The sequence below is a fragment of the Pigmentiphaga soli genome, from assembly GCF_039541095.1.
Lineage (GTDB): Bacteria > Pseudomonadota > Gammaproteobacteria > Burkholderiales > Burkholderiaceae_B > Pigmentiphaga > Pigmentiphaga soli.
The window spans coordinates 40,403-62,507 of sequence record NZ_BAABFO010000014.1; the positions used below are offsets into that span (position 1 = coordinate 40,403).

General features: G+C 69.5%; 21 protein-coding genes. 18 read left to right on the top strand and 3 right to left on the bottom strand.

Features of this window, described 5'->3' with window-relative positions; all coding sequences use genetic code 11:
- Positions 1-13: 13 nt before the first annotated feature.
- Positions 14-1,438, bottom strand: coding sequence for an NAD-dependent succinate-semialdehyde dehydrogenase (locus tag ABD927_RS15015; RefSeq protein ID WP_345250645.1), 1,425 nt, complete (start codon positions 1,436-1,438; stop codon positions 14-16).
- Positions 1,439-1,696: 258 nt separating this feature from the next.
- Here ABD927_RS15015 and ABD927_RS15020 point away from each other — a divergent pair, with 258 nt between their 5' ends.
- The 6 genes from ABD927_RS15020 to ABD927_RS15045 are packed head-to-tail and all read left to right on the top strand — an operon-like array spanning position 1,697 to position 7,944.
- Positions 1,697-2,326: a flavin reductase family protein gene (locus ABD927_RS15020; RefSeq protein WP_345250646.1), complete on the top strand. Its 630-nt coding sequence runs from the start codon at positions 1,697-1,699 to the stop codon at positions 2,324-2,326.
- A 25-nt stretch (positions 2,327-2,351) separates the two neighbouring features.
- Entirely contained in the window at positions 2,352-3,368 is a 1,017-nt protein-coding gene (locus ABD927_RS15025) for a Bug family tripartite tricarboxylate transporter substrate binding protein (protein ID WP_345250647.1), read from the top strand.
- Positions 3,369-3,420: 52 nt separating this feature from the next.
- On the top strand, positions 3,421-4,644 hold the full coding sequence (locus tag ABD927_RS15030; protein ID WP_345250648.1) for an acyl-CoA dehydrogenase family protein: 1,224 nt from the start codon (positions 3,421-3,423) through the stop codon (positions 4,642-4,644).
- A gap of 33 nt (positions 4,645-4,677) precedes the next feature.
- A complete protein-coding gene (locus tag ABD927_RS15035) occupies positions 4,678-5,838 on the top strand; it encodes an acyl-CoA dehydrogenase family protein (protein WP_345250649.1) in 1,161 nt (386 codons plus the stop codon).
- Positions 5,839-5,854: 16 nt separating this feature from the next.
- Positions 5,855-6,739: an alpha/beta fold hydrolase gene (locus ABD927_RS15040; protein ID WP_345250650.1), complete on the top strand. Its 885-nt coding sequence runs from the start codon at positions 5,855-5,857 to the stop codon at positions 6,737-6,739.
- A complete protein-coding gene (locus ABD927_RS15045) occupies positions 6,736-7,944 on the top strand; it encodes a CaiB/BaiF CoA transferase family protein (protein ID WP_345250651.1) in 1,209 nt (402 codons plus the stop codon). Before ABD927_RS15040 ends, ABD927_RS15045 begins: the two co-directional genes overlap by 4 nt.
- Positions 7,945-7,959: 15 nt before the next feature.
- Here the strand turns inward: ABD927_RS15045 and ABD927_RS15050 are convergent, their stop codons facing one another.
- Positions 7,960-8,871 carry a LysR family transcriptional regulator gene (locus ABD927_RS15050; protein WP_345250652.1) on the bottom strand — a complete coding sequence of 304 codons (912 nt, stop codon included), beginning with the start codon at positions 8,869-8,871 and terminating at the stop codon, positions 7,960-7,962.
- A gap of 89 nt (positions 8,872-8,960) precedes the next feature.
- Between ABD927_RS15050 and ABD927_RS15055 the strand changes: the two genes are divergently transcribed.
- The 6 genes from ABD927_RS15055 (at position 8,961) to ABD927_RS15080 (ending at position 15,169) form a co-directional block, all read left to right on the top strand.
- The gene (locus ABD927_RS15055) at positions 8,961-10,307 is read left to right on the top strand and encodes an MmgE/PrpD family protein (protein ID WP_345250653.1); all 1,347 of its coding nucleotides are present in this window, start codon (positions 8,961-8,963) and stop codon (positions 10,305-10,307) included.
- A 162-nt stretch (positions 10,308-10,469) separates the two neighbouring features.
- Positions 10,470-11,588 carry a thiolase family protein gene (locus ABD927_RS15060; RefSeq protein WP_345250654.1) on the top strand — a complete coding sequence of 373 codons (1,119 nt, stop codon included), beginning with the start codon at positions 10,470-10,472 and terminating at the stop codon, positions 11,586-11,588.
- Positions 11,589-11,591: 3 nt separating this feature from the next.
- A complete protein-coding gene (locus ABD927_RS15065; RefSeq protein WP_345250655.1) occupies positions 11,592-12,056 on the top strand; it encodes a Zn-ribbon domain-containing OB-fold protein in 465 nt (154 codons plus the stop codon).
- Complete coding sequence (locus tag ABD927_RS15070; RefSeq protein WP_345250656.1) at positions 12,053-12,880, top strand: enoyl-CoA hydratase/isomerase family protein; 828 nt, start codon at positions 12,053-12,055, stop codon at positions 12,878-12,880. The genes ABD927_RS15065 and ABD927_RS15070 overlap by 4 nt, the downstream gene beginning before the upstream one ends.
- On the top strand, positions 12,867-13,904 hold the full coding sequence (locus tag ABD927_RS15075; RefSeq protein ID WP_345250657.1) for a CoA transferase: 1,038 nt from the start codon (positions 12,867-12,869) through the stop codon (positions 13,902-13,904). Before ABD927_RS15070 ends, ABD927_RS15075 begins: the two co-directional genes overlap by 14 nt.
- Positions 13,901-15,169 carry a CaiB/BaiF CoA transferase family protein gene (locus ABD927_RS15080; protein WP_345250658.1) on the top strand — a complete coding sequence of 423 codons (1,269 nt, stop codon included), beginning with the start codon at positions 13,901-13,903 and terminating at the stop codon, positions 15,167-15,169. Before ABD927_RS15075 ends, ABD927_RS15080 begins: the two co-directional genes overlap by 4 nt.
- A gap of 86 nt (positions 15,170-15,255) precedes the next feature.
- Here ABD927_RS15080 and ABD927_RS15085 read toward each other — a convergent pair whose 3' ends face one another.
- Positions 15,256-16,518, bottom strand: a complete 1,263-nt coding sequence (locus tag ABD927_RS15085; RefSeq protein ID WP_345250659.1) for a Rieske 2Fe-2S domain-containing protein — start codon at positions 16,516-16,518, stop codon at positions 15,256-15,258.
- A 237-nt stretch (positions 16,519-16,755) separates the two neighbouring features.
- Between ABD927_RS15085 and ABD927_RS15090 the strand changes: the two genes are divergently transcribed.
- The 6 genes from ABD927_RS15090 (at position 16,756) to ABD927_RS15115 (ending at position 22,090) form a co-directional block, all read left to right on the top strand.
- Positions 16,756-17,544, top strand: a complete 789-nt coding sequence (locus tag ABD927_RS15090; protein ID WP_345250660.1) for an IclR family transcriptional regulator — start codon at positions 16,756-16,758, stop codon at positions 17,542-17,544.
- Positions 17,545-17,593: 49 nt separating this feature from the next.
- Positions 17,594-18,376 carry an ABC transporter permease gene (locus tag ABD927_RS15095; RefSeq protein WP_345250661.1) on the top strand — a complete coding sequence of 261 codons (783 nt, stop codon included), beginning with the start codon at positions 17,594-17,596 and terminating at the stop codon, positions 18,374-18,376.
- A 28-nt stretch (positions 18,377-18,404) separates the two neighbouring features.
- Complete coding sequence (locus ABD927_RS15100) at positions 18,405-19,451, top strand: ABC transporter substrate-binding protein (protein WP_345250662.1); 1,047 nt, start codon at positions 18,405-18,407, stop codon at positions 19,449-19,451.
- A 2-nt stretch (positions 19,452-19,453) separates the two neighbouring features.
- Positions 19,454-20,266, top strand: coding sequence for an ABC transporter ATP-binding protein (locus tag ABD927_RS15105; protein ID WP_345250663.1), 813 nt, complete (start codon positions 19,454-19,456; stop codon positions 20,264-20,266).
- A gap of 64 nt (positions 20,267-20,330) precedes the next feature.
- A complete protein-coding gene (locus tag ABD927_RS15110) occupies positions 20,331-21,167 on the top strand; it encodes an alpha/beta fold hydrolase (RefSeq protein WP_345250664.1) in 837 nt (278 codons plus the stop codon).
- Positions 21,164-22,090, top strand: a complete 927-nt coding sequence (locus tag ABD927_RS15115) for an aspartate dehydrogenase (protein WP_345250665.1) — start codon at positions 21,164-21,166, stop codon at positions 22,088-22,090. The genes ABD927_RS15110 and ABD927_RS15115 overlap by 4 nt, the downstream gene beginning before the upstream one ends.
- Positions 22,091-22,105: the final 15 nt, after the last annotated feature.

A 22,105-nucleotide genomic window follows, 5' to 3' on the forward strand; every position in this document is an offset into this window, starting at 1 on the left:
GTCTCCGCCGCCTTCAGCCGGCTTGTGAAACGAACTTGGTGTTCAGATAGCCTTCGAGGCCTTCCTGGCCGCCCTCGTGTCCCTGGCCGCTGTCCTTGATGCCGCCGAACGGCGCCTCGGCGATCGATACCGCCATGCTGTTGATGCCGACCATGCCGCTCTGGATGTCTTCGCTCAGCCGCTGGGCCGTGGCCAGCGAGGCGGTGAAGGCATAGGCCGACAGGCCCAGGTTCAGGCCGTTGGCCAGCGCGATCGCTTCTTCGTAGCGCTGGAAGCGCACCACCGGCACGATCGGGCCGAAGGTTTCTTCCTGCATCAGCTGCGCCTGCGGCGGCACGTCGCCGAGCAGGGTGGGGGCGTAGAAGTTGCCGCGCGCGCCCAGCCGCTTGCCGCCGTGCAGCAGCTGCGCGCCCTGCGCGACGGCGTTGTCGACGAAGGCCGAGACCGCGTGCAGGCGCCGCTCGCTGGTCAGCGGCCCCATCGTGCTCTGCGTGTCCAGGCCGTTGCCGACCACCTGGCGGGCGCAGGCCTGGCGGAAGCGCTCGACGAATTCGTCGTACACGCCTTCTTGCACGAAGAAGCGGCTGGGGCAGCTGCATACCTGGCCGGAGGTGCGGAACTTGAAGGTGGCCAGCTTGGCCACGGCATCGGCCACGTCGGCGTCGTCGAACACCAGCACCGGCGCGTGGCCGCCCAGTTCCAGCGTGATGCGCTTGAGGTGCTGGCCGGCCAGCGCGGCCAGGTGGCGCCCCACCGGCACCGAACCGGTGAACGAGACCTTGCGGATCTCTTTGGAGGCGATCAACTCGCTGGAGATGTGGGCCGGATCGCCGTACACCACGTTCACCGCGCCGGCCGGCACGCCGGCCTCCACCAGCAGCTTCACCAGCTCCACCGGCCCCGACGGCGTTTCCTCGGCCGGCTTGAGGATGACCGTGCAGCCGGCCGCCAGCGCCGGCGCCAGCTTGCGGGTGGCGGTCATCACCGGCCAGTTCCATGGCGACAGCCCCAGCGACGGGCCGATGGGCTCGCGCAGCACCATCTGCCGCACGCCCGGCATGCGCGCCGGGATGACCCGGCCGTAGACCCGGCGCGCCTCTTCGGCGAACCAGTCGAAATAATCGGCCGCCCATTGCACTTCCAGCGTGGCCTCGGCCAGCGTCTTGCCGTTTTCGCGGGTGATCAGTTCGCCGATCGCGGCGGCGCGCTCGCGCATCAGCGCGGCGCATTTGCGCAGCATATTGCCGCGCTCCAGCGCCGACACGCGCTTCCATTTCTCGAACGCGGCGGCCGCGGCCGCGGCGGCGGCGGCCAGGTCTTCCGACCGCGCGACCGACAGCTCGGCTTCCGGCTCGCCGGTGGCGGGGTTGATTACCGGCCTGGCATTTTGCGTATCCAGCCATTGACCATCGATCAGCAGTTTGAGCTTCCGTACCATTGCCGCTCCGGCTAACAAGACAGCGAAACATGAAAGGCACCGGCTTCGCGGTGCCGCCTCCCGCACTTTAGCCGGCGGCCGGGCCGGGATGACCGGCTCGCGCATTCAAACTGTGATGACTGGAGTTCACAAATCCACGGCGCCGCGGCATGGCCGCGGATGTTGCCTGAGGTTCAACATATATGGGCGCACGGATCATCAATAATCCGGGGGATTGATCTTAAACTGGCGCCACTTAGCAACGGCAATGCGGCTGCAATGTTCTACGACGCCAGCGAAAAACCCCCGCTACCCTACGATCCATTCAAGGCGCTGGTCGCGCCGCGCCCCATCGGCTGGATCAGCACCGTCAGCCGCGAGGGACACCTGAATCTCGCGCCCTACAGTTTTTTCCAGGCGATCGCGCAGCGGCCGGGCATGGTCATTTTCACCAGCGAAGGGCGCAAGGATTCGGTGGATTATGCGGTCGATACCGGCGAGTTCGTCTGCAACCAGGCCACCTGGGATTTCCGCGACCAGTTGCTGCTCAGTTCCGACGACCTGCCGCGCGGCGAGAATGAATTCCTGCATGCCGGGCTCGAATGGGAGCCGTCGCGCCTGGTGCGCCCGCCGCGGGTCAAGGGCGTGGCGGCGGCGTTGGAATGCCGGGTGGTGAGCTCGTTCGAGCTGACCGACCTCGCCGGCAACGGCGCCAACCGGATGGCGGTCATCGGGCAGGTGGTCGGCGTGTATATCGACGACCGCTTCATCAAGGACGGACGGGTCGATACGGCCGCGATGCGGGTCATCGCGCGCTGCGGTTATTTCGACTACGCGGTGATCGACGACTATTTCCAGATGCGCGATCGCAAAATCAGGGCGAAACCGTCCCTGGTCAACAACCCATAAATGCAATATCCCTGAGGAGACAAGAATGGAAGCACCGAACAAGACCGGCCGGCGGCCGGGCGGTTTCGCACGCCCCGCGCTGGCGTGGCTGGCCGGAGTTTTCCTGGCGGCGTCGTTCGCCGGCGCGTCGGCAGCCGACGATTATCCGGTCAAGCCGATCCGCCTGATCGTTCCCTACGTGGCGGGCGGCGGCGCCGATAATGCGGCGCGGGCGCTGGCCGAGGTGATGAGCAAATCGCTGGGGCAGCCCATCGTGATCGAGAACCGCGGCGGCGCCAGCGCCATCGTCGGCACCACGGTGGCGGCCAAGGCCGATCCCGACGGCTACACCATCCTGTACGGGACCGACGCCAACCTGGTGCTCAACAGCTTCCTCTACAAGAACCTCAGCTACGACCCCGACAAGGATTTCGTGCCGATCGGGCTGGTGGCCGAAGTGCCGCAGATGATGGCCATCAATCCCGCCGTGCCGGCCAGGAACATCAAGGAATTCATCGCCTATGCCAAGGCCCATCCGGGCGAGCTGAACTATTCCTCGCCCGGCCGCGGCGGCAACGGCGACCTGGCTGGCGAGATGTTCATGCAGGCCTTCGGCGTGAAGATGCAGTCCATCAATTTCAAGGGCGGCGGCGACGCGCTGCTGGCGGTGCTGGGCAATACCGTGCAGGTGTATTTCGGCACCACCGCGATCGCGGTGCCGCACATCAAGGCCGGCAAGCTGATCCCGATCGCCGCCGTCACGCTCAAGCGCCAGGCCGCGATTCCGGACGTGCCCACGGTGGCCGAAAGCGGCGCGCCCGGCTTCGAGTCTACGCTGCGGGTGGGCCTGGTGGCGCTGGCCAAGACCCCGGCGCCGATCGTCAAGCGCCTGAACAAGGCGCTCAACGAAGCGCTGGCGAATCCGGAATTCCGCAAGCGGCTCGTCACCGAAGGCTATGAGCCGGCTGCGCCCAACACCCCCGAAGAGTACGCGGCCATCAACCAGCGGGCCAAGGACACCTGGGGCAAGATCATCCGGGAACGCAACATCTCCCTGGATTGATCGCAAGGACCACCGACCGCCAGCGGCGGATTTCGATCACGGACGGCAATCGATGAATTTTGCGTATACCGAGGAAGAGGAAGGCCTGCGGCGCGAGGTGCAGGCCTTCATCAAGGAAAACATCACCGACGAGATCCGCCGCGAGCTCGCCGACGCGCACGCGGGCAAGGGCAAGGGGCCGCACCTGACGCGGCTGCAGGAGGAGATCTGCGCGCGCGGCTGGCTGGCGATCAGCTGGCCGCGCGAATACGGCGGCCAGGGCGGCACCCGCATCGCCCAGTACATCGTGGAAGAAGAGTTCCTGCGCGCCTGCGACATGCGGGTCGGCGGCGGCGGCAGCGGCGCGCCGGCCATCCTGGCCTCGGGCACCGACGAGCAGAAGCGCAGGTACCTGCCCGACGCCATGCGGCTGAAGATCAGTTTCTGCCTGGGCTTCAGCGAGCCGCACTGCGGCACCGACCTGGCCGGCCTGCGCTGCCGCGCCACCCGCCAGGGCGACAAGTACGTGGTCAACGGCCAGAAGATCTATACGACCAACGCGCAGAACGCCACCCACATCTTCCTGCTGGCGCGTACCGATCCGGAATCGCGCCGCCAGGCCGGGCTGTCGGTGCTGCTGATCCCGATGTCGACGCCGGGCATCACGGTGCGGCCGCTGTGGACCATCCAGAACGACCCGCGCGCGCCGGTCAACACCACCTATGCCGAGCCGCGCACCAACGAGGTGTTCTTCGACAACGTCGAGGTGCCGGCCAGCTGCCTGCTGGGCGAGGAGGGCGACGGCTGGAACGTGACGCAGCGCGGGCTCAACCTGGACCGTGTCGGTTCCTGGCGCTACCTGGCCTCCGTCCGGCGCACCGAGGACATCGTCAACTACCTGAACGGCGACGGACCCGGCGCGGCCGAGCGGCGCGGTGATCCGCGCGTGCGCGACAAGGTGGCCGACCTGTGGACCGAGGCCCAGATGTGCCGGCTGATGACGATGCGCAGCATGTCGATCGAGGCGCGCGGCGGCCAGTTCGCCTACGAAGGCGCGGGCGAGAAGGTGACCGGGCCGGAGCACGGCGTGCGGGCCACCGAGGCCATCAGCCAGATCCTCGGCCCCTATGCCCAGCTGATGAACGGCTCGGCCCATGCGGTGCAGTCCGGCGTGTTCGCGCACAACCTGCTGGGCGCGTTCCAGTCCACCGTGAACCACGGCAGCATCCAGGTCATGCGCGACCAGATCGCGCGCAAAGGGCTCGGCATGCCGCGGCCCGGGCGGCGGCCTGGCTGACCGGCACCACACAGAATCGACGGAAGGAAAGACATGGATGTATTGCTGGATGAGCAGGAAACCCTGATCAAGCGTTCGGCCGGCGAATTCCTGCAGGCCGAATGCGGCCCGCGCGCCGCGCGCGACGCCGAAAAGCGCGATCCGCGCTACTCGACCGAACTGTGGAAGCGTTTCTGCGAACTGGGCTGGATGGGCCTGTCGGTGCCCGACACGCTGGGCGGCCAGGGGCTGCCGGTGGGCTACGCCGGCCTGGTGCTGGAGGAGGCCGGCCGCTACATCGCGCCGCTGCCCATTCTCTCCAACATGGTGGCTGCGCTGGTGCTGGCCGGCCACGGCGCCGGGCCACAGCGCGAGCTGGTGCCGCGGATCGTGGGCGGCAGCCTGCTGGTGAGCTGCGCGCTGCTCGAACGCAGCGGCCGCTGGGACGCCGCCGCCTTCGAGCTGACTGCCCGCGAGGACGGCGGCGGCTATGTGCTGGAAGGCAGCAAGTATTTCGTCGACCATTTCCGTGGTTCCGGCAAATGCCTGGTGGCCGCCGCGCGCGCCGGCAGCCCGGGGCAGTGCGACCTGTTCGTCGTCGATCCGGAAGCGCCCGGCATCGTGGCCGAGCGCCTGACCACGCTGGCCAACGACGAGCAGGAGACGGTCCACTTCCGCGCGGTGCGCGTGCCGGCCGAAGCGCGCGTGCCCGGCGGCGCGGCCGCCGTGGCGGCGATGATGGACTACATCGCCGTGCTGAGCGCCTGCATGATGGAAGGCGCGGCGCGCCACGCGATGGAAATGTCGGCCGCCTACGTATCGCAGCGCGACGCCTTCGGCCAGCCCATCGGCGCCTTCCAGGCCATCCAGCACCTGGCCGCCGACATGCTCAACGCGGTCGACGGCTGCCAGCTGCTCAACCGCGAGGCGCTGTGGCTGCTGGGCCAGGGCCTGCCGGCCCGGGTCGAGATCGCGCAGGCCAAGTCGTTCGCCAACGAGAAATGCCTGGCCGTGGTGCGCGGCTGCCAGCAGATGCACGGCGGCATCGGCTTCATCGCCGAATTCGACATCAACCTCTGGTACCGCCGGGTGGCCGCATGGAGCATGCGCGGCGGTTCCACCTACGATCACCGGCTCACGATCTCCGGCTTCCTGTTCGGCCAGGCCGGGCCGGTGCGGCTGGGCATGGCGCAGCCGCTGCCGGCGCAGGCCTGAGGACGGGGAAACGCAGATGACGCAGACCTCATCCGAGGCATATCTGGCCGGCCTGGACGCGCGGGCCGAGAAGATCCAGCAGGTGGAAGACGGCATGCGCTTCGCCTGGCGGCGCTGGGGAAGCGGTCCGGCGGTGGTGCTGCTGCACGGCGGCGCCGGCGGCTGGATGCACTGGGCGCGCAACATCGAGGCGCTGGCCGGGCGCTTCACGGTGCTGGCCCCCGACATGCCGGGCTTCGGCGATTCCGACCTGCCGCGCGAGGGGCTCGACGCCGATTCGATCGCGCCTTATGTGGAGCGCGGCATCGCCTCGATCCTCGGCCAGGAGCCGTTCGACCTGGTGGGCTTTTCCTTCGGCAGCATGGTGGCGTCGTTCGTGGCGGCCAAGGGCCCGCCCGCCCTGAAGGCGCTGGTGCTGGTCAGCGCGTCGTCGCTGGGGCTATTCGCGGGCATGCCCGATCTGCGGTCGCTGCGCGGCGTTGCCGGCCGCGACGAGCGCCGCGCCGTGCTGCGCCACAACCTGCTGCAGATGATGCTGGCCGATCCTACGTCGATCGACGAGCTCGCGCTAACCATACAGGAAACCGTGGCGCCGCGCGACCGCAACAAGAACCGCAAGCTGGCCCGCACCGACGTCAACCTCATGCTGGCCGCGGCGCGGCGCTGCCGCGCGTTCGGCATCTGGGGACGGCAGGACTTCGCCTATCGCGATCGTTTCGACGACCTGCTGGCGCGCGTGCCGAACCTGCGCCTGGACGGCGTGCAGATCATCGAAGACGGCGGCCACTGGGTCCAGTACGAACAGGCCGAGGCGTTCAACGCCGCGCTGCTCCGCTTCCTCGGGCAGCCGGGCGCGGGCGCCGGCGGCGCGCCAGAGGCAACGCGGGAAGAGCGGACATGAGCCATAGCGGCGCACCCTTGCAAGGCATTACCGTGCTCGAACTCGGGCACATCGTGGCCGGCCCCACCGCCGGCCAGATCCTGGCCGAGCTCGGCGCGGAAGTGATCAAGATCGAATCGGTGGGCGGCGGCGACCAGGCGCGCAACATGCCCGGCAGCATCGCCGCCATGTTCCACTTCCTCAACCGGAACAAGCAGAGCGTGGCGCTCGACCTGAAGGGCGAGGGGCGCGAGGTCTTCCTGCGGATGGCGGCCTCGGCCGACGTGGTGGTCGACAATTTCGCCTACCAGGCCGTCGACCGCCTGGGCATCGGCTATCCGGTGGTGTCGGAACTGAATCCGGGCCTGGTGTGGCTGTCCATCAAGGGCTTCCTGCCCGGGCCGTCGGAAGCGCTGCCGATGCTGGACGAACTGGCCCAGATGGCGGGCGGCCTGGCCTTCATGACCGGGTTGCCGGGCAAGCCGATGCGCGCCGGCGCCTCGCTCACCGACAACGCCGCCGCGGCCTACGGCGTGATCGGCGTGCTGGCGGCGCTGTTCAGCCGCAATGCCAACGGCGGCCGCGGGCGCCACGTCACCACCGGCCTGTACGAAACCTGCGCCTATTTCGTGGCCCAGTGGATGGGCGCGGCCCAGTACAGCGGCGAGCCCTCGGTGCCGATTTCCGTGGTCCGCCAGGACACGCGCATGGGCTTCAGCGTCTATCGCCTGTTCGACACGGCCGACGGCAGCCAGGTCTTCATCGGCATCGTCTCCGACGCGCATTGGGACCGCTTCTGCGCGGAGTTCGGCCTGGCCGCGCTGCACGACGATCCGCGCTTTGCCGACGAAGCGTCGCGCCGGCTCAACCGCCCCGCGCTGTACGAGGCGCTGGCCGGACTGGTCGGCGGCTTCACCAAACAGGAGGCCGCCGCCAGGCTGCGCGCCGCGAAGATCCCGTTTGCGCCGGTCAACCGGCCCGACGAACTGGGCGCCGACGAGCACCTGGCGCAGTCGGGCCAGCTGGTGGACGTGCCGCTGCCCAACGGGGTCGTCGGCAAGGCGCCGAAGCTGCCGTTCCGGCTCGGCGGCCACGACATGGCGGTGCGGAATCTTGCGCCCGCGCTGGGCGCCGATACGCGGGCGGTGCTGGCGCGCTACGGATTTTCGGCCGACGAGATCGCGGCGCTGGAGGAAAAAGGCGTCATCCGGGCGGCCGCGGCCTGACGGCGCGGCGGCGGCCTATTGCAGCGCGAAGTTGGCGGAACCTGGCGCGATCTCGATCAGGAAATCGATGAACGCCCGCACCTTGGGAGACAGCTTGCGATTGGGAAGATAGGCGATCGACAGATGCGGGCCCTTGGCGATCCAGTCCTTCAGGATGATTTTCACCAGCCCGCGCTGGACCGCGTCGCCCAGGAAATAGGTGTTCAGCATCGCGATGCCTTCGCCGTTGATCGCGGCCTCGAGCAGCGATTCGCCCTGGTTCATGTTGAGCTTGCCCGACAGGCGCTTGCTGAAGGTGCGGCCGTTGTAGGTGAACTTCCATTCGCGGAAGGTGTTGGGGTTGGTGATCATGAAGGCCATGCAGTGGTGGTGTTCCAGGTCGTCGGGCGTCTGGGGCTCGCCGTGCCGGGCCAGGTAGGCGGGCGAGGCGCAGGCCACGTGCTGGACGTCGCACAGCTTCCTGGCCACCAGCCGTTCGTCGGTCACCGGCCCCGAGACGACGCAGACGTCGATGCGCTCGTAGACCATGTCGACGATGCGGTTGCTCATTTCGATGTCGAGCTCGATCTCGGGATAGCGCGAGCGGAACACGGGCAGTTTGGGAAACACCACCTTGCGGCCGAAGCCCATCGGCATCTGGATGCGCAGGGTGCCGCTGTAGTCGTTGCGGCTGCGCTTGAGCGAGAGTTCGGCTTCCTCCAGCTGGCCCAGGATCAGCTTGCACCGCTCGTAGAAGTCGGCGCCGTCGTTGGTCAGGTAGACGTGCCGCGTGTTGCGCACGAACAGCGTGGCGTTGAGTTCGGATTCGATGCGCGTGATGCATTTGCTGACGGCCGAGGAGGTCAGCCCCAGCCGCCGGGCGGCCTGGGTGTAGCTCTTGAGTTCCGCCACCTGGAGGAAGACGGTCAGGTTGTTGAGGTCGCGCACGATTGTCTCCTGGCGTTATGGATGTCCGGCCGCCGTCCGCGGCGCGCGCGGCACGCGTACGGCACATGGGTTCGAAGGAGGAGGGAGTGATGATTACAGAGCGCCTGGCGGAATTCGCGGTCGGCTTTCCGACGTCCGGGATTCCCGAAGCGGCCATGGGCGGCGCCGAGCGCGCGCTTGCCGACCTGGCGGGTTGCGCGGTGGCCGGTTCGGCCGAACCGGTGGCGCGGATCGCCAGGGAGGTGGCGCCCGGCGGTGCGCAGGGCGGCGCCGCGGTATGGGGCAGCCCGGACCGGGCCAGCATCGAGGATGCCGCGTTCATCAATGCCGTGCAGTCGCATGCGCTCGATTTCGACGACTCTTCGTCCAATATGCGGGCTCATCCGAGTTGTAGCATGCTTCCGGCCGCGCTGGCCGCCGGCGAGGCCGCGCGCGCCGCCGGGCGCGAAGTGCTGGCGGCCTATGCGGTCGGCCTGGAGGTGGCCCGGCGGCTGACGCCGGCGCTCGGGCCCGGCCATTACCTGTCGGGCTGGCACACCACCTCCACGATCGGCATCTTCGGCGCGGCCGCCGCCGCCGGGCGGCTGCTCGGGCTGGATGCGCGGCGGCAGCGCCATGCCTTCGGCCTGGCCGGCAGCCTGGTGGGCGGGCTGTCGCGCAACTTCGGCTCGATGGGCAAGCCCTTCCATGCGGGCCACGCCGCCCGCGCGGGCGTGCACGTGGCCCGGCTGGCGGCGGCCGGCATGACGGCCGACGCCGACATCTTCGACGGCCCGCAGAACGTCATCGCGGTGTACGGCGGCGCGGCCGACGGCGCTCTGGTCGACCTTCAATCGCTGGGCAGTTCGTGGGAACTGGCGTCGCCCGGGCTGCTGGTCAAGCAGTGGCCGTGCTGCTATGCCACCCATCGCGCCATCGCCGGCGTGCGGACGCTGCAGGCCGAACACGGTTTCGCGGCGGCCGACGTCGAACGGATCCGCATCGGCTTTCCGCCGGGCACCGAAGGGCCGCTCAGGTACAAGGCGCCGCGCACCGGGCTGCAGGGCAAGTTCAGCGTCGAGTACGTGCTGGCGGCGCTGCTGCTGGACGGCAAGGTGGCGCTGGGCTCGTTCACCGACGAGATGGTCATGCGGCCCGCCGCACAGGCGCTGATGGCCCGGGTGGAGCGCTACCCGGTGGCGGCCGACGGCATCCTCAGCAGCCTGAAGGGCTTCACCGACGTGGAGGTGCGGGCCGGCGGCAAGACCTGTTCCATGCGCGTGGACCGCACGCCGGGCTCGTCCGAATGGCCGCTGTCGGATGCCGACCGGCAGGCGAAGTTCATGGATTGCTGCGACGGCGTGCTGACCGCTGGCCAGGCGCAGGCGCTGGCGCGCGGCCTGGCATCGTTCCGCGCCTTGCCCGACGTAAGGGGCGCGCTCAACGTTCCCGCATGAATTGTGAATCGGGCTCATCAAAGTATGGACTGCAAACGCCTTACATAACGGGCGCCGACTATCTAAAGTGCCAAGGTGCCATCGCGCCGGCCGCGGCCGGGCGCAGGCAGGGGTGGCAGCCGCTTTCGCGGCGGCGCCGCCGAACGCGAACACGGAGAGACAATGAAGAAATGGGACATGCGGGACAAGGCCTGCATCGTGGGCGTGGGCGTCACGCCCACCGGGTCGTTCCCGCAAAGCGATAGCTACGGCCTGGGCGCCGATGCGCTGGCCATGGCGCTGGACGACGCCGGCCTCGGCAAGGACGACATCGACGGCCTGCTGGTGGGCCGCATTCCATCCTACGAGCGGTTCGGGCTGATGACCGGCATGAACCCGAGCTTCTGCATGCCGATCGACATCGCCGGGCGCTTTTCGGGCGTGGCCGTGATGCTGGCCGCGCAGGCCGTCGCCACCGGCGCCGCCAAGGCGGTGGCGCTGGTCTACGGCAACAACGGCCGCTCCAACCGCATGTACTACGGCGGCGGCGAGGGCGGCCTGGGCAACCCCTGGGGCATGACCTCGCCCGGCGCCACGCACGCGATGATGTACCGCGCCTACATGCACCAGTACGGCGTGGGCACCGACGCGCTGGGCCACGTGGCCACCGCGTTCCGGCACCATGCCAGCCTCAATCCCGGCGCGCTGATGCGCAAGCCGATCACGCTGGAAGACCACGCCAACGCGCGGCCGATCTGCGAGCCGCTGCGGCTGCTGGACTACTGCCAGATCAACGACGGCGGCATCGCGATGATCATCACCTCGCCGGAACGCGCCAAGGACATGAAGAAGCCGCCCGTGTACATCTCGGGCTACGCGCGGCGCGACTCGTTCGACGACGCGCTGCCGCGGCTGGACTACTGGTATCCGGCGCTGAGCCAGATCGCCGGCGAAGTCTACGAGCGCGCCGGCATCGGCCGCGACGAGCTCGACGGCCTGATGATCTACGACAACTTTTCTCCTACCGTCCTGTTCACGCTGGACGGCCTGGGCTTCTGCGAGCCGGGCGGCGCGGCCGAGTTCGTCAAGGACGGCACGCTGCAGCTCGGCCGCGGCCGCTGGCCCACCAACACCAACGGCGGCCACCTGTCGGACAGCTATATGCAGGGCTGGGGCCTGATCGCCGAGGCCGCGCTGCAACTGCGCGGCGACTGCGGCGAACGCCAGATTCCGGACGCCAAGGCGATCCAGTACACCTGCGCCGCGCCGATCGCCACTTCCATCATTTTTCGCAAGGATTGACGTATGGCAGACGTTTCCAGCTCCAGCGCATACGGCGGCGCGCGCGTGCCGGCCGGCACGGATACCGCGGCCATGCCCCAGCCTGCCATCGACGTCTGGAACAAGCCGTTCTGGGACGCGTGCGCCGAAGGCCGGCTGATCGTCCAGCGCTGCAAGGCCACCGGCAAGACGTGGTGGCCGCCGTCGCCGGTCAGCCCGTTCGACCTGCGGGCCGGGTGGGAGTGGATCGACAGCGCCGGCAAGGGCACCGTGATGTCGTGGGTGGTGTTCCACCAGAAATACTTCGCCGGCTTCGCCGACCGACTCCCGTACAACGTGGCGATCGTCAGGATGGACGAGGGCTTTTCCATCCAGTCCAACATCGCCGCGCCCAACGACGGCATCCATATCGGCCAGCGCGTCTCGCTGGCGTTCGAGAAGCGCGGCAACGCCAACGTGCCGATCTTCGTGCCGGCGGAGGAAGAATGAGCGAGCCTCGCCAGCCCGGCGAAGACCTCGCCTGGAACAACATCCGCCTGCTCGACCGCGGCGCCTACGCCATCATCGTCATCGACCGCGAAGACAAGCGCAATGCCGTCGACCGCGCCTGCCGCCGCGGCCTGATGAGCGCGCTCGACCACGCGCGCGGCCGCTATCCGGCCGTCGTGCTGACCGGGGTCGGGCAATCGTTCTGCGCCGGCATCGACCTGAAGGAACGCGCGGCCGACCTTGAGAAAGGCGATTTCAGCGCGTCGGGGGAATGGGTCGACGTGAACGTGGCGATCCGCGCGCACAGCGCGGTCTTCATCGCCGCCGTCAACGGCACGGCGCTGGGCGGCGGCGCCACGCTCATCAACGTGTGCGACCTCGCCATCGCCGCCGACGACATCCAGATGGGCATGCCGGAAATGAGCTTCGCCACCTATCCGGCCATGGCGGGCCCGTCTACCCAGCTGTCTCTGTCGCGCAAGCGGGCGGCCTGGATGGTGCTGACCGCCGAGCGCATCGGCGCCCGGCAGGCGCTGGAGTGGGGCCTGATCAACCGCTGCGTGGCGCGGGCCGACCTGATGGCCGAGGCCGCCGCGCTGGCCGAGCGCGTGGCCGGCTTCGATCCGGTCGCGCTGGCCGGCGCCAAGCAGGCGCTCGACCAGATCCCGGCCGTGATCACCGACTGGCGCCAGGGCTTCGCCTTCGGCGAACTGGTCAACGCCAAGATCCAGAACCGCCGCGCCGACAAAGGCAATCCCTTCGCCAATGCCGTGGCCGACGCGCGGCGCTCGGCGCAGCCCGGAGGCCCGGATGCCAAGCGTTAGCGAGCCGCCGCGCGCGGCGCCGGCCGAGCTGCGGCCGCTGCGCGGGCTCGCGCTGGTGGAGCGGGCGGGCGGCAGCGGGCTGGGCGCGCTGGCCGTGGGTTTCGCCGCCATGATGGCCGCCCAGTGGGGGGCCGACGTGCGCGTGCCGGCGCGGTCGCCGGCGGTCGGCGAGGGCGCGCCGCCCCGCCTGCCCGACGGCAGTTCCGCGCTGCAGCGTTTCCTCGCTCGCGGCAAGCGGCCGCTGGCCGAGGGCGACGACGTGCCGGGCGCCTGGCTGGTCACCGACGATGAAGCGGCGGTCCGCGCCTGGCCTGACGCGCGCACGGTGCTCGTGCGCGCCGGCATGGCCGGCGAGGGCGGTGCGCCCCGGCCGCAGAGCGAACTGACCGTGATGGCTGCCTCCGGCCTCTTGGACATCGTGGCCGAGGCCGACCAGCCGCCGCTGCCCATGCCGGGCCACCAGGTGGCCTACGCGGCCGGGCTGGCGGCGCTGGCCGGCCTGACGGCCGCGCATGCGCAGGTCATGCTGACCGGCGTGGCGGAGCCGGTGACGGTGTCGGCGCTCGACGTTGCCGCGTGGCTGAACTGGAAGAACCGGCTCAGCGCGGTCAGCGGCAATCGCCAGACGGGACGCGACCGCAAGGAGGAGTGGATCACCGTGGCCTGCCGCGACGGCTACATCGCCGTGATCTTCAGGGACCGCGACATTCCCGACATGGCCAGGCTGCTGGGCCTGGAGGCGCTGGATACGCCCGAGTTCATCCAGGAGAAAAGCAGGGTGGCGAACCTGGACGAATTCCATCGCCTGGTGGCCGGCGCGCTGGCCCGGCGCGGGCGCGACGAAGTGCTGGCGCAGGCCGACGCGCTCGGGCTGCAGTTTTCCGCGGTGCTGGACCCCGCCGAAATGTTCGGCGATCCGCAGATGCAGGCGCGGCGGTTCTTCGCCGACGAAGCCGGCCTGACGTTTCCGCGGCTGCCGGTGGTCTGGCAGGCGCTGCGGGCAGACGGGCAGGATCGGGCATGAGCTACAGGGTATTGGAAGGCTGGCGCGTGGTGGATCTGGGCATCGTCACGGCGGGCGCCAGCACGTCGGCGGTGCTGGCCGATCTGGGCGCCGAGGTCATCAAGGTCGAAGGGCCGCACTATACCGACCCGTTCCGGGAATGGACGGGCGTGAATTTCGATTCGGAATGGTGGAACGAAAGCGCGCAATTCCAGGCCACCAACCGCAACAAGCTCAGCGCCTGCATCGACCTGAAGCGCCCGGAGGGCACCCGCCTGCTGCTCGACCTGGTCGCCATGGCCGACGTGGTGCTGGAAAACTTCAGGTACGGCGTGCTGGAACGGCTGGGGATTCCGTTCGAACGGCTGGCCGCCGCCAATCCGAAGATCGTGCTGGCATCGATCAGCAGCCAGGGGCAGACCGGGCCCGACCGCGACAAGAGCTCGTTCGGGTCGACGCTGGAGGCTTCCTCCGGCATGGCCGCGCTGATGCGCTATCCCGGCGGGCGGCCGCAGATCACCGGCCGCGGCATGAACTACCCCGACCAGGTGGCGTCGCTGTTCTCGGCCAGCGCCGTCATCGCCGCCCTGATCGAGGCGCGGCGCGGCGGCCGCGCGATCCACGTCGATCTGTCGCAGCGCGAGCTGACCGCCTTTCTGATCGCGGAGGAACTGGTCGCTGCCGGCGCGCGGCGGGGCGCGCCGGCAGCGGAGCAGGGCGCCGGCGCGGGCACGCCGGGCCAGCGGGACGGGGCGGATAGCGCCACGGAAGCCGCCGGCGCGGACCGGGAGGGCGCCGCCAGCGAGGGCAATGCCGGTGAGGGCAATGCCGGCGAGGGCATTGCCGGCGAGACGAGCGGCGTCCATGCCGCGAACGACGGCCTGTGGGTGGCCGTCACCGCCGGCCGCGATGCGCTTGCGCGGGTGCCCGGCGGCGCGGCGGGGCTGGCCGGGTGGATCGCCCGCCAGCGCGCGCAGGACGCGGCCTGCGCCCTGCGCGAGATGGGGGCGGCGGCCGAAGTGGTGTGGACGGCGGGACGCAGCGAGCTCGACGCCTGGCCGGCGCTGGCCGACGCCTTTGCCACCGACGACTGCGGCCGCCAGGTCAAGGGCCTGCCGCTGCGGATCGGCGCCGAAGGCCCCGGCACGTTCCGCGCGGCGCCGCCGCTGGGCCGCGACAATCGCTACGTGGCCTGCGAGATCCTGGGACTGGGCGAGGAGGAGTACGGCCGGCTGTGCGCCGACGGCATCTTCGCCGACCGGCCCAGCAAGGCGCGGCGGCGCTAGCGCGGCGCGGCGGCACGCTGGCCGGGCAGGGCGCTGGCGCCCCGGCGGCCGGCGCCTGGCGCCCAGGCGCCCAGGCGCCCGGCCGGCTACTGCGGCACGAAGGAGTGCACCTCGAACGAGCTCTGCCTTACCCCCATCGCTTCCTCGAAGGCCTGCCTGACGGCGTCCGGCTGGCCGGCCATCGAATAGAAGTCGCGCAGGAACGGCCCCATGACCGGGTGCTTTTCCATCTGTTCTCGCGGCAGGCCGTTCATCAGCTCTTCGCGTGCGATGCAGGGCAGGGGGATCTTCACGTTGCGGGCCGGGTCGCGGATCAGGCCGCGCGGATCCTGGCCCTTGGCGACCTTGTCGAGGTCTTCCAGCAGCCGGCGGCGCAGCGTCACGACGCCGACGTCGCTGGCGCCGAGGATCTCGTGGGTGCGGTCGGCGATCGGGCCCTGGCTGATCCAGGCGACGATGTCCTGGTTGCCCACGTGGCTGATGATCCATTCGCCGTTCTGGTCCTTGATCGGGGCATGCCAGGTGGGAATCGACGCCTGCGCGTAGGGCTCGCATTCGCGCGGCACGTGCAGCACGCTCCAGGTGATGAACAGCGTGTTGAAGTCGTCGATCGGCACTTTCCATTCGAAGTGGTGGCCGAAGTACCAGCCGTTCGGCCACAGGATCGCGCGCCCCACGCTCCATAGCGGCGTCGACTCGTCGGTGCCTTCGCGGTAGCGGCGCGACAGCAGCCCGTATTCGGTGTCCTCTATGCCCATTTTCAGCGTCTTGGGCGAGAACGGGCCGAAGTCGCCGGCGCGCCGCTTGGGGCCGTTGTTGTGCATCCATTCGAAATGCACCGGGTCGACCGTGTTTTCCTGGCATTGCAGCCAGTTGCAGGGGATCTCGGCGATCACGACCTGGGCGAAGCAATTGGGCCAGCTGAAGGTTTCCCAGTCGGGCAGTTCGGGGGCCGGCAAGGGGCCGAGATAGGCCCACAGCATGCCGCCCTTGATCTTTACCGGGTAGGCGGCGATCTTCACGGCTCGCCGCAGGGCGGCGGCGCCGGCCACGGTTTCGTCGAACGGCCGGTGGACGCAGGCGCCGCCGAGATCGTACTGCCAGCCATGGTAGCTGCAGCGCAGGCCGTCTTCCTCGACGATGCCGAAGCCCAGGTCGGAGCCGCGATGGGCGCAGCGCCGGGCGACCAGGCCGAACTCACCCTTCAGTGTCTTGAACAGCAGCAGGTCTTCGCCCATCAGCCGGATCGGCTTGGTGGACCGGGACTCGAACTCGCTTTCGCCGGCGACCGGGTGCCAGTAGCGGCGCAGCAGGTCGCCCATGCGCGTACCGGGCCCGACTTGGGTCAACAGGCGATTTTCCTCTTCCGTCAGCATCGCGCCTCCAAATTCCATTGCACGGATTGCGGGTCATGGTATCCCGTAAAAAGAGACTATTCAATACGGGATTCTGGGACATTCGATAATGTTATTGGCAGGTATAAAAAAACGGAAAGACGGTATATGTTGACAGACGACGCCGTTGACCGATAGGATGCATTCCCAATTTGAGAGAAAATTGAATCCCGAATGTCGGAAACGAGTTCATTGCAGAAGGCCCTGGACGCCGTCAGCCTCGTCGCGCTGCGAGGGGAGTTGACCGTACGCGAAATCGGCGAGGCGCTGGGCCTGCCGCGCAGCACCGCCCACCGGCTGGTCGGCTCGCTGGTGAAGGTGCGCCTGCTCGAGCCGCACCGCGCGCCCGACGGCGACGTCTACGCGGTCGGCAAGCTGATCGAGGAATTGAACGCGGGCCAGCTGTCGTGGCGTTCGCTGCTGCAGCAGGCGCGCGCGCCGATGGAAGCCCTGCGCGACCAGACCGGCGAAACGGTCGGGCTGCACGTTCTGTATGCCGAGCGCCGGGTGCTGCTGGCGCAGGAGATCAGCCAGCATCCGCACCGCTGGGTCTACGACAACCTGATGGTCCCGATGCCGCTGCACGGCGGCGCCGCGGCCAAGATGCTGCTGGCGCTGCTGCCCGACGCCGACATGGAGCGGCTGGCCGCGCGCGACTACCGGCCCAACGCGTCGAGCGGCGCGCTGGCGGACTTCGTCGGGCGCCTGCGCGACATCCGGCAAAGCGATGTGTCGGTCACGGCCGACGAGGTCAACCCCGGGGTCGCCTCGATCGCGGTGCCGGTCATCCGCGATACGCGCTACGGGCATCCGCTGGCGGTGCTGAGCCTGGCCGCGCCCAGCATCCGGCTCAACGCCGAGGCCATCGACAAGCTGCAGCCCATGATGCGCAGGACGGCGCAGCAGATCGCCCAGGCCAGCGCGGCATCGGCGCGCGGCGTTGCCATTCCCAGGCGGCTGGCCGCCGGCGCGTCCGCCTGAGCGGCGGCGCCGGGCCGGCGGTTTATTCCACTCATAACGGATTGCTTCGATGATCGAGACGCGCGCTTTGGGAATCGGCCTGCTCACCCTGGCGGTGCTGGCCGTCCTGTGGGAGATCCTGGTCAGGCTGCTGCATGTCCAGCCCTTCCTGTTGCCGCCGCCCTCCGCGGTATGGCAGGAATTCGCCTCCCGCCCCGGCATCTACTGGGACAACTTTCTCGTCTCGTTGAGCGGCACCGTGATCGGGTTCGCGGTGGCGGCCGCCGCCGGCGTCCTGATCGGCACCACGGTCGTGTACTCGCCCCGCCTGCGCGCGGTGCTCTATCCGGTCATCGTGGTGCTGCAGGCGGCGCCCAAGATCGCCATCGCGCCGCTGCTGATCGTGTGGCTGGGATACGGCTCGTTGCCGCAGATCGTGATGGTGGCGCTGGTCAGTTTCTTCCCGGTCGTGATGAGCACCGTGGCCGGCCTGTCGTCGGTGGAGGCCGATCTGCTGGACCTGGTCCGCATGCTGCGCGGCGGCCGCGTGAAGCAATTCCTCAAGGTGGCCTTTCCACAGGCGCTGCCTTTCATCTTTTCCGGGCTGAAAGTCGCGGCGACGCTGGCCGTGATCGGCCAGGTGGTGGCGGAGTTCGTCTCGTCCAACGCGGGGCTCGGGCACGCCATCATGATGGCCAACTCCGAACTGAACGTCGCGATGGCGTTCGTGTCGCTGATCCTGCTGTGCGCGATGGGCCTGGCGCTGTTCAGCCTCGTGGAGCTGGCCGAGCGCTTTCTGATCCCGTGGAACGTGGAAGAGTCGGAGCGGCTCTTCGCGGTGCCTCAGGCTTGATTCTGGCAACTACTCAAGGAGTACGTTCATGAGCTTCAACGCATCGCGCATGACCCGCCGGCAGTTCGGCAAGACGATCGCCGCGCTGTCCGCGGCCTCGACCGGGCTGCTCGCCGGCGCGCCCGCCATCGGCCAGGGGCTGCGCAAGATCACCTTCCTGCTCGACATCGGCGCCTACGGCAAGCACGCCATGTTCTACCCGGCCATCGACCGCGGCTTCTTCCGCGACGCCGGGCTCGACGTGCAGATCGAGGCGGCCAAGGGCTCGGCCGACAACGCCGTCAAGGTGGCCAGCGGCTCGGCCGAGTTCGGCTTCGCCGACACGCCCACCACCATGCAGGCGCGCGGCACCGGCGTCAACGTCAAGCAGGTGCTGATGGTCCACTACAAGGCCATGAACAACGTGGTCACGCTGGCCTCCAACCCGGTGCGCAAGCCCAAGGACATGGAAGGCAAGATCTTCGGCGCGACGGCGGGCGACGCGCCGCGCATCGCGCTGCCGGCGCTGGCCAAGATCAACGGCTTCGACCTCGGCAAGGTGGAGATCGTCACCATCGACGGCTCGGCCAAGCCCGCCGTGCTGATGTCGAAGAAGGCGCAGGGCATCCTGGGCCTGACCGCCTTCGCTCCCGTCTACGCCGCCGCCGCCGAGAAGACCGGCGAGAAGGTGGTGGAGATGGTGTTCGCCGATTTCGGGCTCGACCTGTACTCGAACGGCATCATCGCCAGCGACGCGCTGCTGGCCAAGGATCCCGGCCTGGTCTCGGCCTTCAACGAGGCCATGGTGCAGAGCATCATCTACAGCTGTGAACATCCCGACGAGGCCGTCCAGATGTTCCTCAAGCGCTACCCGCTGGCCAGCCCCGCCACGGTGCGCGCGCAGCTCGACGTCGCGATCCGCCACCTGCTGGTCGACGAGGTCAAGCGCAACGGCGTCGGGCCCATGAGCGAGGACAAGATGAAGTTCACGCTGAACATCGTGCGCGAGTTCTACGGCCTGAAGGGCAACGTCAATCTGGCCGATACGTTCTCGAACGCGTTCGTCAAGCCGAACCAGCGGCCTTCCACCCTATGACCATGACGGCGAACCTGTCCATCGCGGCCGTGAACGGCGCCGCGCCGCCGCGCGCCCGGGTAGTGGGCGTTTCGGGCGTCTGCAAGACCTACCGCACCAAGCGTGGCACGGTCACGGCCTTGTCGGACCTGTCGTTCGACATTGCCGACGGCGAATTCGTGACGGTGGTGGGGCCGAGCGGCTGCGGCAAGTCGACCATCCTGAAGATCATCGCGGGCCTGATGCCGCCCACCACCGGCACCGTCGAGGTGTTCGGCGACACGGTCACCGAGCCGCGCGCCGACGCCGGCATGGTGTTCCAGTCGCCGCGCCTGCTCAAGTGGCGCACGGTGCTCGACAACGTGCTGCTGCCGATCGAGATCCTCGGCCTGCCGCGCGCCAAGCACGTGCCGGCCGCGATGGAACTGCTCGAGCTGGCGGGCGTGCACGAGTTCGCGGGCATGCGGCCGGGCGAGCTGTCGGGCGGCATGCAGCAGCGCGTGGCGATCTGCCGGGCGCTGGTCCACGATCCGCGGCTGTTGCTGATGGACGAGCCGTTCGGCGCGCTCGACGCGCTGTCGCGCGACGTGATGAACGTCGAGCTGATGCGGATCTGGAACGAGCGCCGCAAGACGACGGTGCTGATCACGCACAGCATCCAGGAGGCCATTTTCCTGGCCGACCGGGTGCTGGTGATGGGAGGCCGCCCCGGCACGGTGGTGGCCGAAGTGCCGGTCGACCTGCCGCGCCCACGGCATCCGAGCATCCGCTCGACGCCGGCCTTCCAGCGCCTTTCCATCGACATCCACCGGCTGCTCGGAGTCGAGTATGCCTGACGCCGGGATGCCGGCCGATCCGCCGCCCGGCCTTGCCGCGGGCGGTTTCCAATCGAAAGCTTCAATGACGATGACCGAAGAGAATCCGCCGCTGCGCACCATCGCGTCGGCCGGCGTGTCGTTTTCCTACATGGCCGGCGGCAGCGGCGTGCCGCTGGTGCTGCTGCATGGCGTCGGGTCGGGCGCGCGCTCCTGGCGCGCGCAGCTGGCTGGGCTGGGCTCGGCCTTCAGCGTGGCGGCCTGGGACGCGCCCGGCTACGGCGAATCGACCCCCGTCGAGCCGGATCAGCCCACCGCCGGCGACTATGCCGCGCGCCTGGAATTGTTCGCCGGCCTGCTGGGGTTCGAGCGCTTCCATCTGGTCGGCCACTCGCTGGGGGCGATCATGGCCGCGCGCTTTGCCTGCGCGTACCCGGCTCGGGTGCTGAGCCTGACCCTGGTCAGCCCGTCGTCGGGCCATGCGCGGCTGGCGCCGGAGGAGCGGGAGCTGCTGCGCGACCGCCGTCTGAACGACCTGCGCGATCTGGGCCCGGCCGGCATGGCGCGGGCGCGCGGACCGCGGCTGGTGTCGGAACAGGCGCCTGAGGCCGTGAAGGCGCAGGTGATCGAAACCATGGCGCGGGTCCGCCCCGAGGGCTATACCAAGGCCGTGCGCATGCTGTCGGTGTCGGACACCGCGGGCGACGTTGCCCGCCTGGCCGCCGGCCTGCCGGTCCAGTTCATCATCGGCGGCCAGGACGTCGTCACGCCGCCCAGGGACACGCTGGCGGTCGCCGCGCAGCGGCCGGATGCCAAGGTGCACGTGCTCGAGCGCTGCGGCCATGCGCTGTACCTGGAAGAGCCGGACAGGTTCAACGGCCTGCTGGCGGACTTCGCCGCGGCGGCGGAGGCGGCGAAATGAGTGCGCCCGCAGGGCTGGCCCCCGGCCTGGGCGGGGAAGCGAGTCGGCTTGCCGGGCAGGCGCCCGGCCTGGCCGCAGCGGCGCCGCGGCAGGAGGGCGGCCCGGCGGCCGTGCCCGCCCGGCCGCTGCGCATCGCGCTGGTCGGCTGCGGCGCGATCGGGCAGATCGTGCTGGAGGCGATCCGCCGCGATGCCGCGTTCGAGGTGGCCGCGGTGGTGACCACGGCGCGCGGGGCCGGGGCGGCGGCCGCGTTCCTGCGTGGCCTGGGCATCGAGGCCGAGGTGGGCACGGCACTGCCGCCGTCGGGCATCGACCTGGTGGCCGAGGCCGCCGGCCAGGAGGCCGTGGCGCGGCACGTGGTGCCGGCCTTGCGGCGCGGCATCCGCGGCATCGTCGCGTCGGTCGGCGCGCTGAGCGTGCCCGGCTGCGCCGAGGCCATCGAGGCTGCCGCCCGGGAGGGCGGCACGCAGGTGGAGATGATCGCCGGCGCGATCGGCGCGATCGACGCCCTGGCCGCGGCCCGCACGGGCCGGCTGGATAGCGTGCGCTACTTTGGCCGCAAGCCCCCGCAAGCGTGGCGCGGCACCCCCGCCGAAACGAGCCACGACCTGGATGCGCTGGCCGCGCCGGCGGTCGTGTTCAGCGGCAGCGCGCGCGAGGCGGCGCTGCGCTTTCCGAAGAACGCCAACGTCGCGGCCACGGTCGCCTTCGCCGGCCTGGGCCTGGACCGGACCGAGGTGCAACTGATCGCCGATCCGGCTGCAACGCAGAACGTGCACGTGCTGCAGGCCGAGGGCGAGTTCGGCCGCCTCGAACTCATCTTGAGCAACGCGCCGTCGGCCCGCAACCCGAAGACGTCGGCGCTGGCCGCCTACAGCCTGGTGCGCGCTCTGGGGCGGCAGGCGGCCCCGCTGTGCGTCTGAACACGCGTGCGGCCA

What these genes read in the sequence shown, in the direction of transcription:
- ABD927_RS15075 (WP_345250657.1), top strand. Translation starts at nt 12,867, where the DNA reads ATGCCAAGCGTTAGCGAGCCGCCGCGCGCGGCGCCGGCCGAGCTGCGG.
- ABD927_RS15045 (WP_345250651.1), top strand. Translation starts at nt 6,736, where the DNA reads ATGAGCCATAGCGGCGCACCCTTGCAAGGCATTACCGTGCTCGAACTC.
- ABD927_RS15040 (WP_345250650.1), top strand. Translation starts at nt 5,855, where the DNA reads ATGACGCAGACCTCATCCGAGGCATATCTGGCCGGCCTGGACGCGCGG.
- ABD927_RS15095 (WP_345250661.1), top strand. Translation starts at nt 17,594, where the DNA reads ATGATCGAGACGCGCGCTTTGGGAATCGGCCTGCTCACCCTGGCGGTG.
- ABD927_RS15070 (WP_345250656.1), top strand. Translation starts at nt 12,053, where the DNA reads ATGAGCGAGCCTCGCCAGCCCGGCGAAGACCTCGCCTGGAACAACATC.
- ABD927_RS15020 (WP_345250646.1), top strand. Translation starts at nt 1,697, where the DNA reads ATGTTCTACGACGCCAGCGAAAAACCCCCGCTACCCTACGATCCATTC.
- ABD927_RS15080 (WP_345250658.1), top strand. Translation starts at nt 13,901, where the DNA reads ATGAGCTACAGGGTATTGGAAGGCTGGCGCGTGGTGGATCTGGGCATC.
- ABD927_RS15065 (WP_345250655.1), top strand. Translation starts at nt 11,592, where the DNA reads ATGGCAGACGTTTCCAGCTCCAGCGCATACGGCGGCGCGCGCGTGCCG.
- ABD927_RS15105 (WP_345250663.1), top strand. Translation starts at nt 19,454, where the DNA reads ATGACGGCGAACCTGTCCATCGCGGCCGTGAACGGCGCCGCGCCGCCG.
- ABD927_RS15115 (WP_345250665.1), top strand. Translation starts at nt 21,164, where the DNA reads ATGAGTGCGCCCGCAGGGCTGGCCCCCGGCCTGGGCGGGGAAGCGAGT.
- ABD927_RS15055 (WP_345250653.1), top strand. Translation starts at nt 8,961, where the DNA reads ATGATTACAGAGCGCCTGGCGGAATTCGCGGTCGGCTTTCCGACGTCC.
- ABD927_RS15100 (WP_345250662.1), top strand. Translation starts at nt 18,405, where the DNA reads ATGAGCTTCAACGCATCGCGCATGACCCGCCGGCAGTTCGGCAAGACG.
- ABD927_RS15035 (WP_345250649.1), top strand. Translation starts at nt 4,678, where the DNA reads ATGGATGTATTGCTGGATGAGCAGGAAACCCTGATCAAGCGTTCGGCC.
- ABD927_RS15060 (WP_345250654.1), top strand. Translation starts at nt 10,470, where the DNA reads ATGAAGAAATGGGACATGCGGGACAAGGCCTGCATCGTGGGCGTGGGC.
- ABD927_RS15025 (WP_345250647.1), top strand. Translation starts at nt 2,352, where the DNA reads ATGGAAGCACCGAACAAGACCGGCCGGCGGCCGGGCGGTTTCGCACGC.
- ABD927_RS15030 (WP_345250648.1), top strand. Translation starts at nt 3,421, where the DNA reads ATGAATTTTGCGTATACCGAGGAAGAGGAAGGCCTGCGGCGCGAGGTG.
- ABD927_RS15110 (WP_345250664.1), top strand. Translation starts at nt 20,331, where the DNA reads ATGACGATGACCGAAGAGAATCCGCCGCTGCGCACCATCGCGTCGGCC.
- ABD927_RS15015 (WP_345250645.1), bottom strand. Translation starts at nt 1,438, where the DNA reads ATGGTACGGAAGCTCAAACTGCTGATCGATGGTCAATGGCTGGATACG.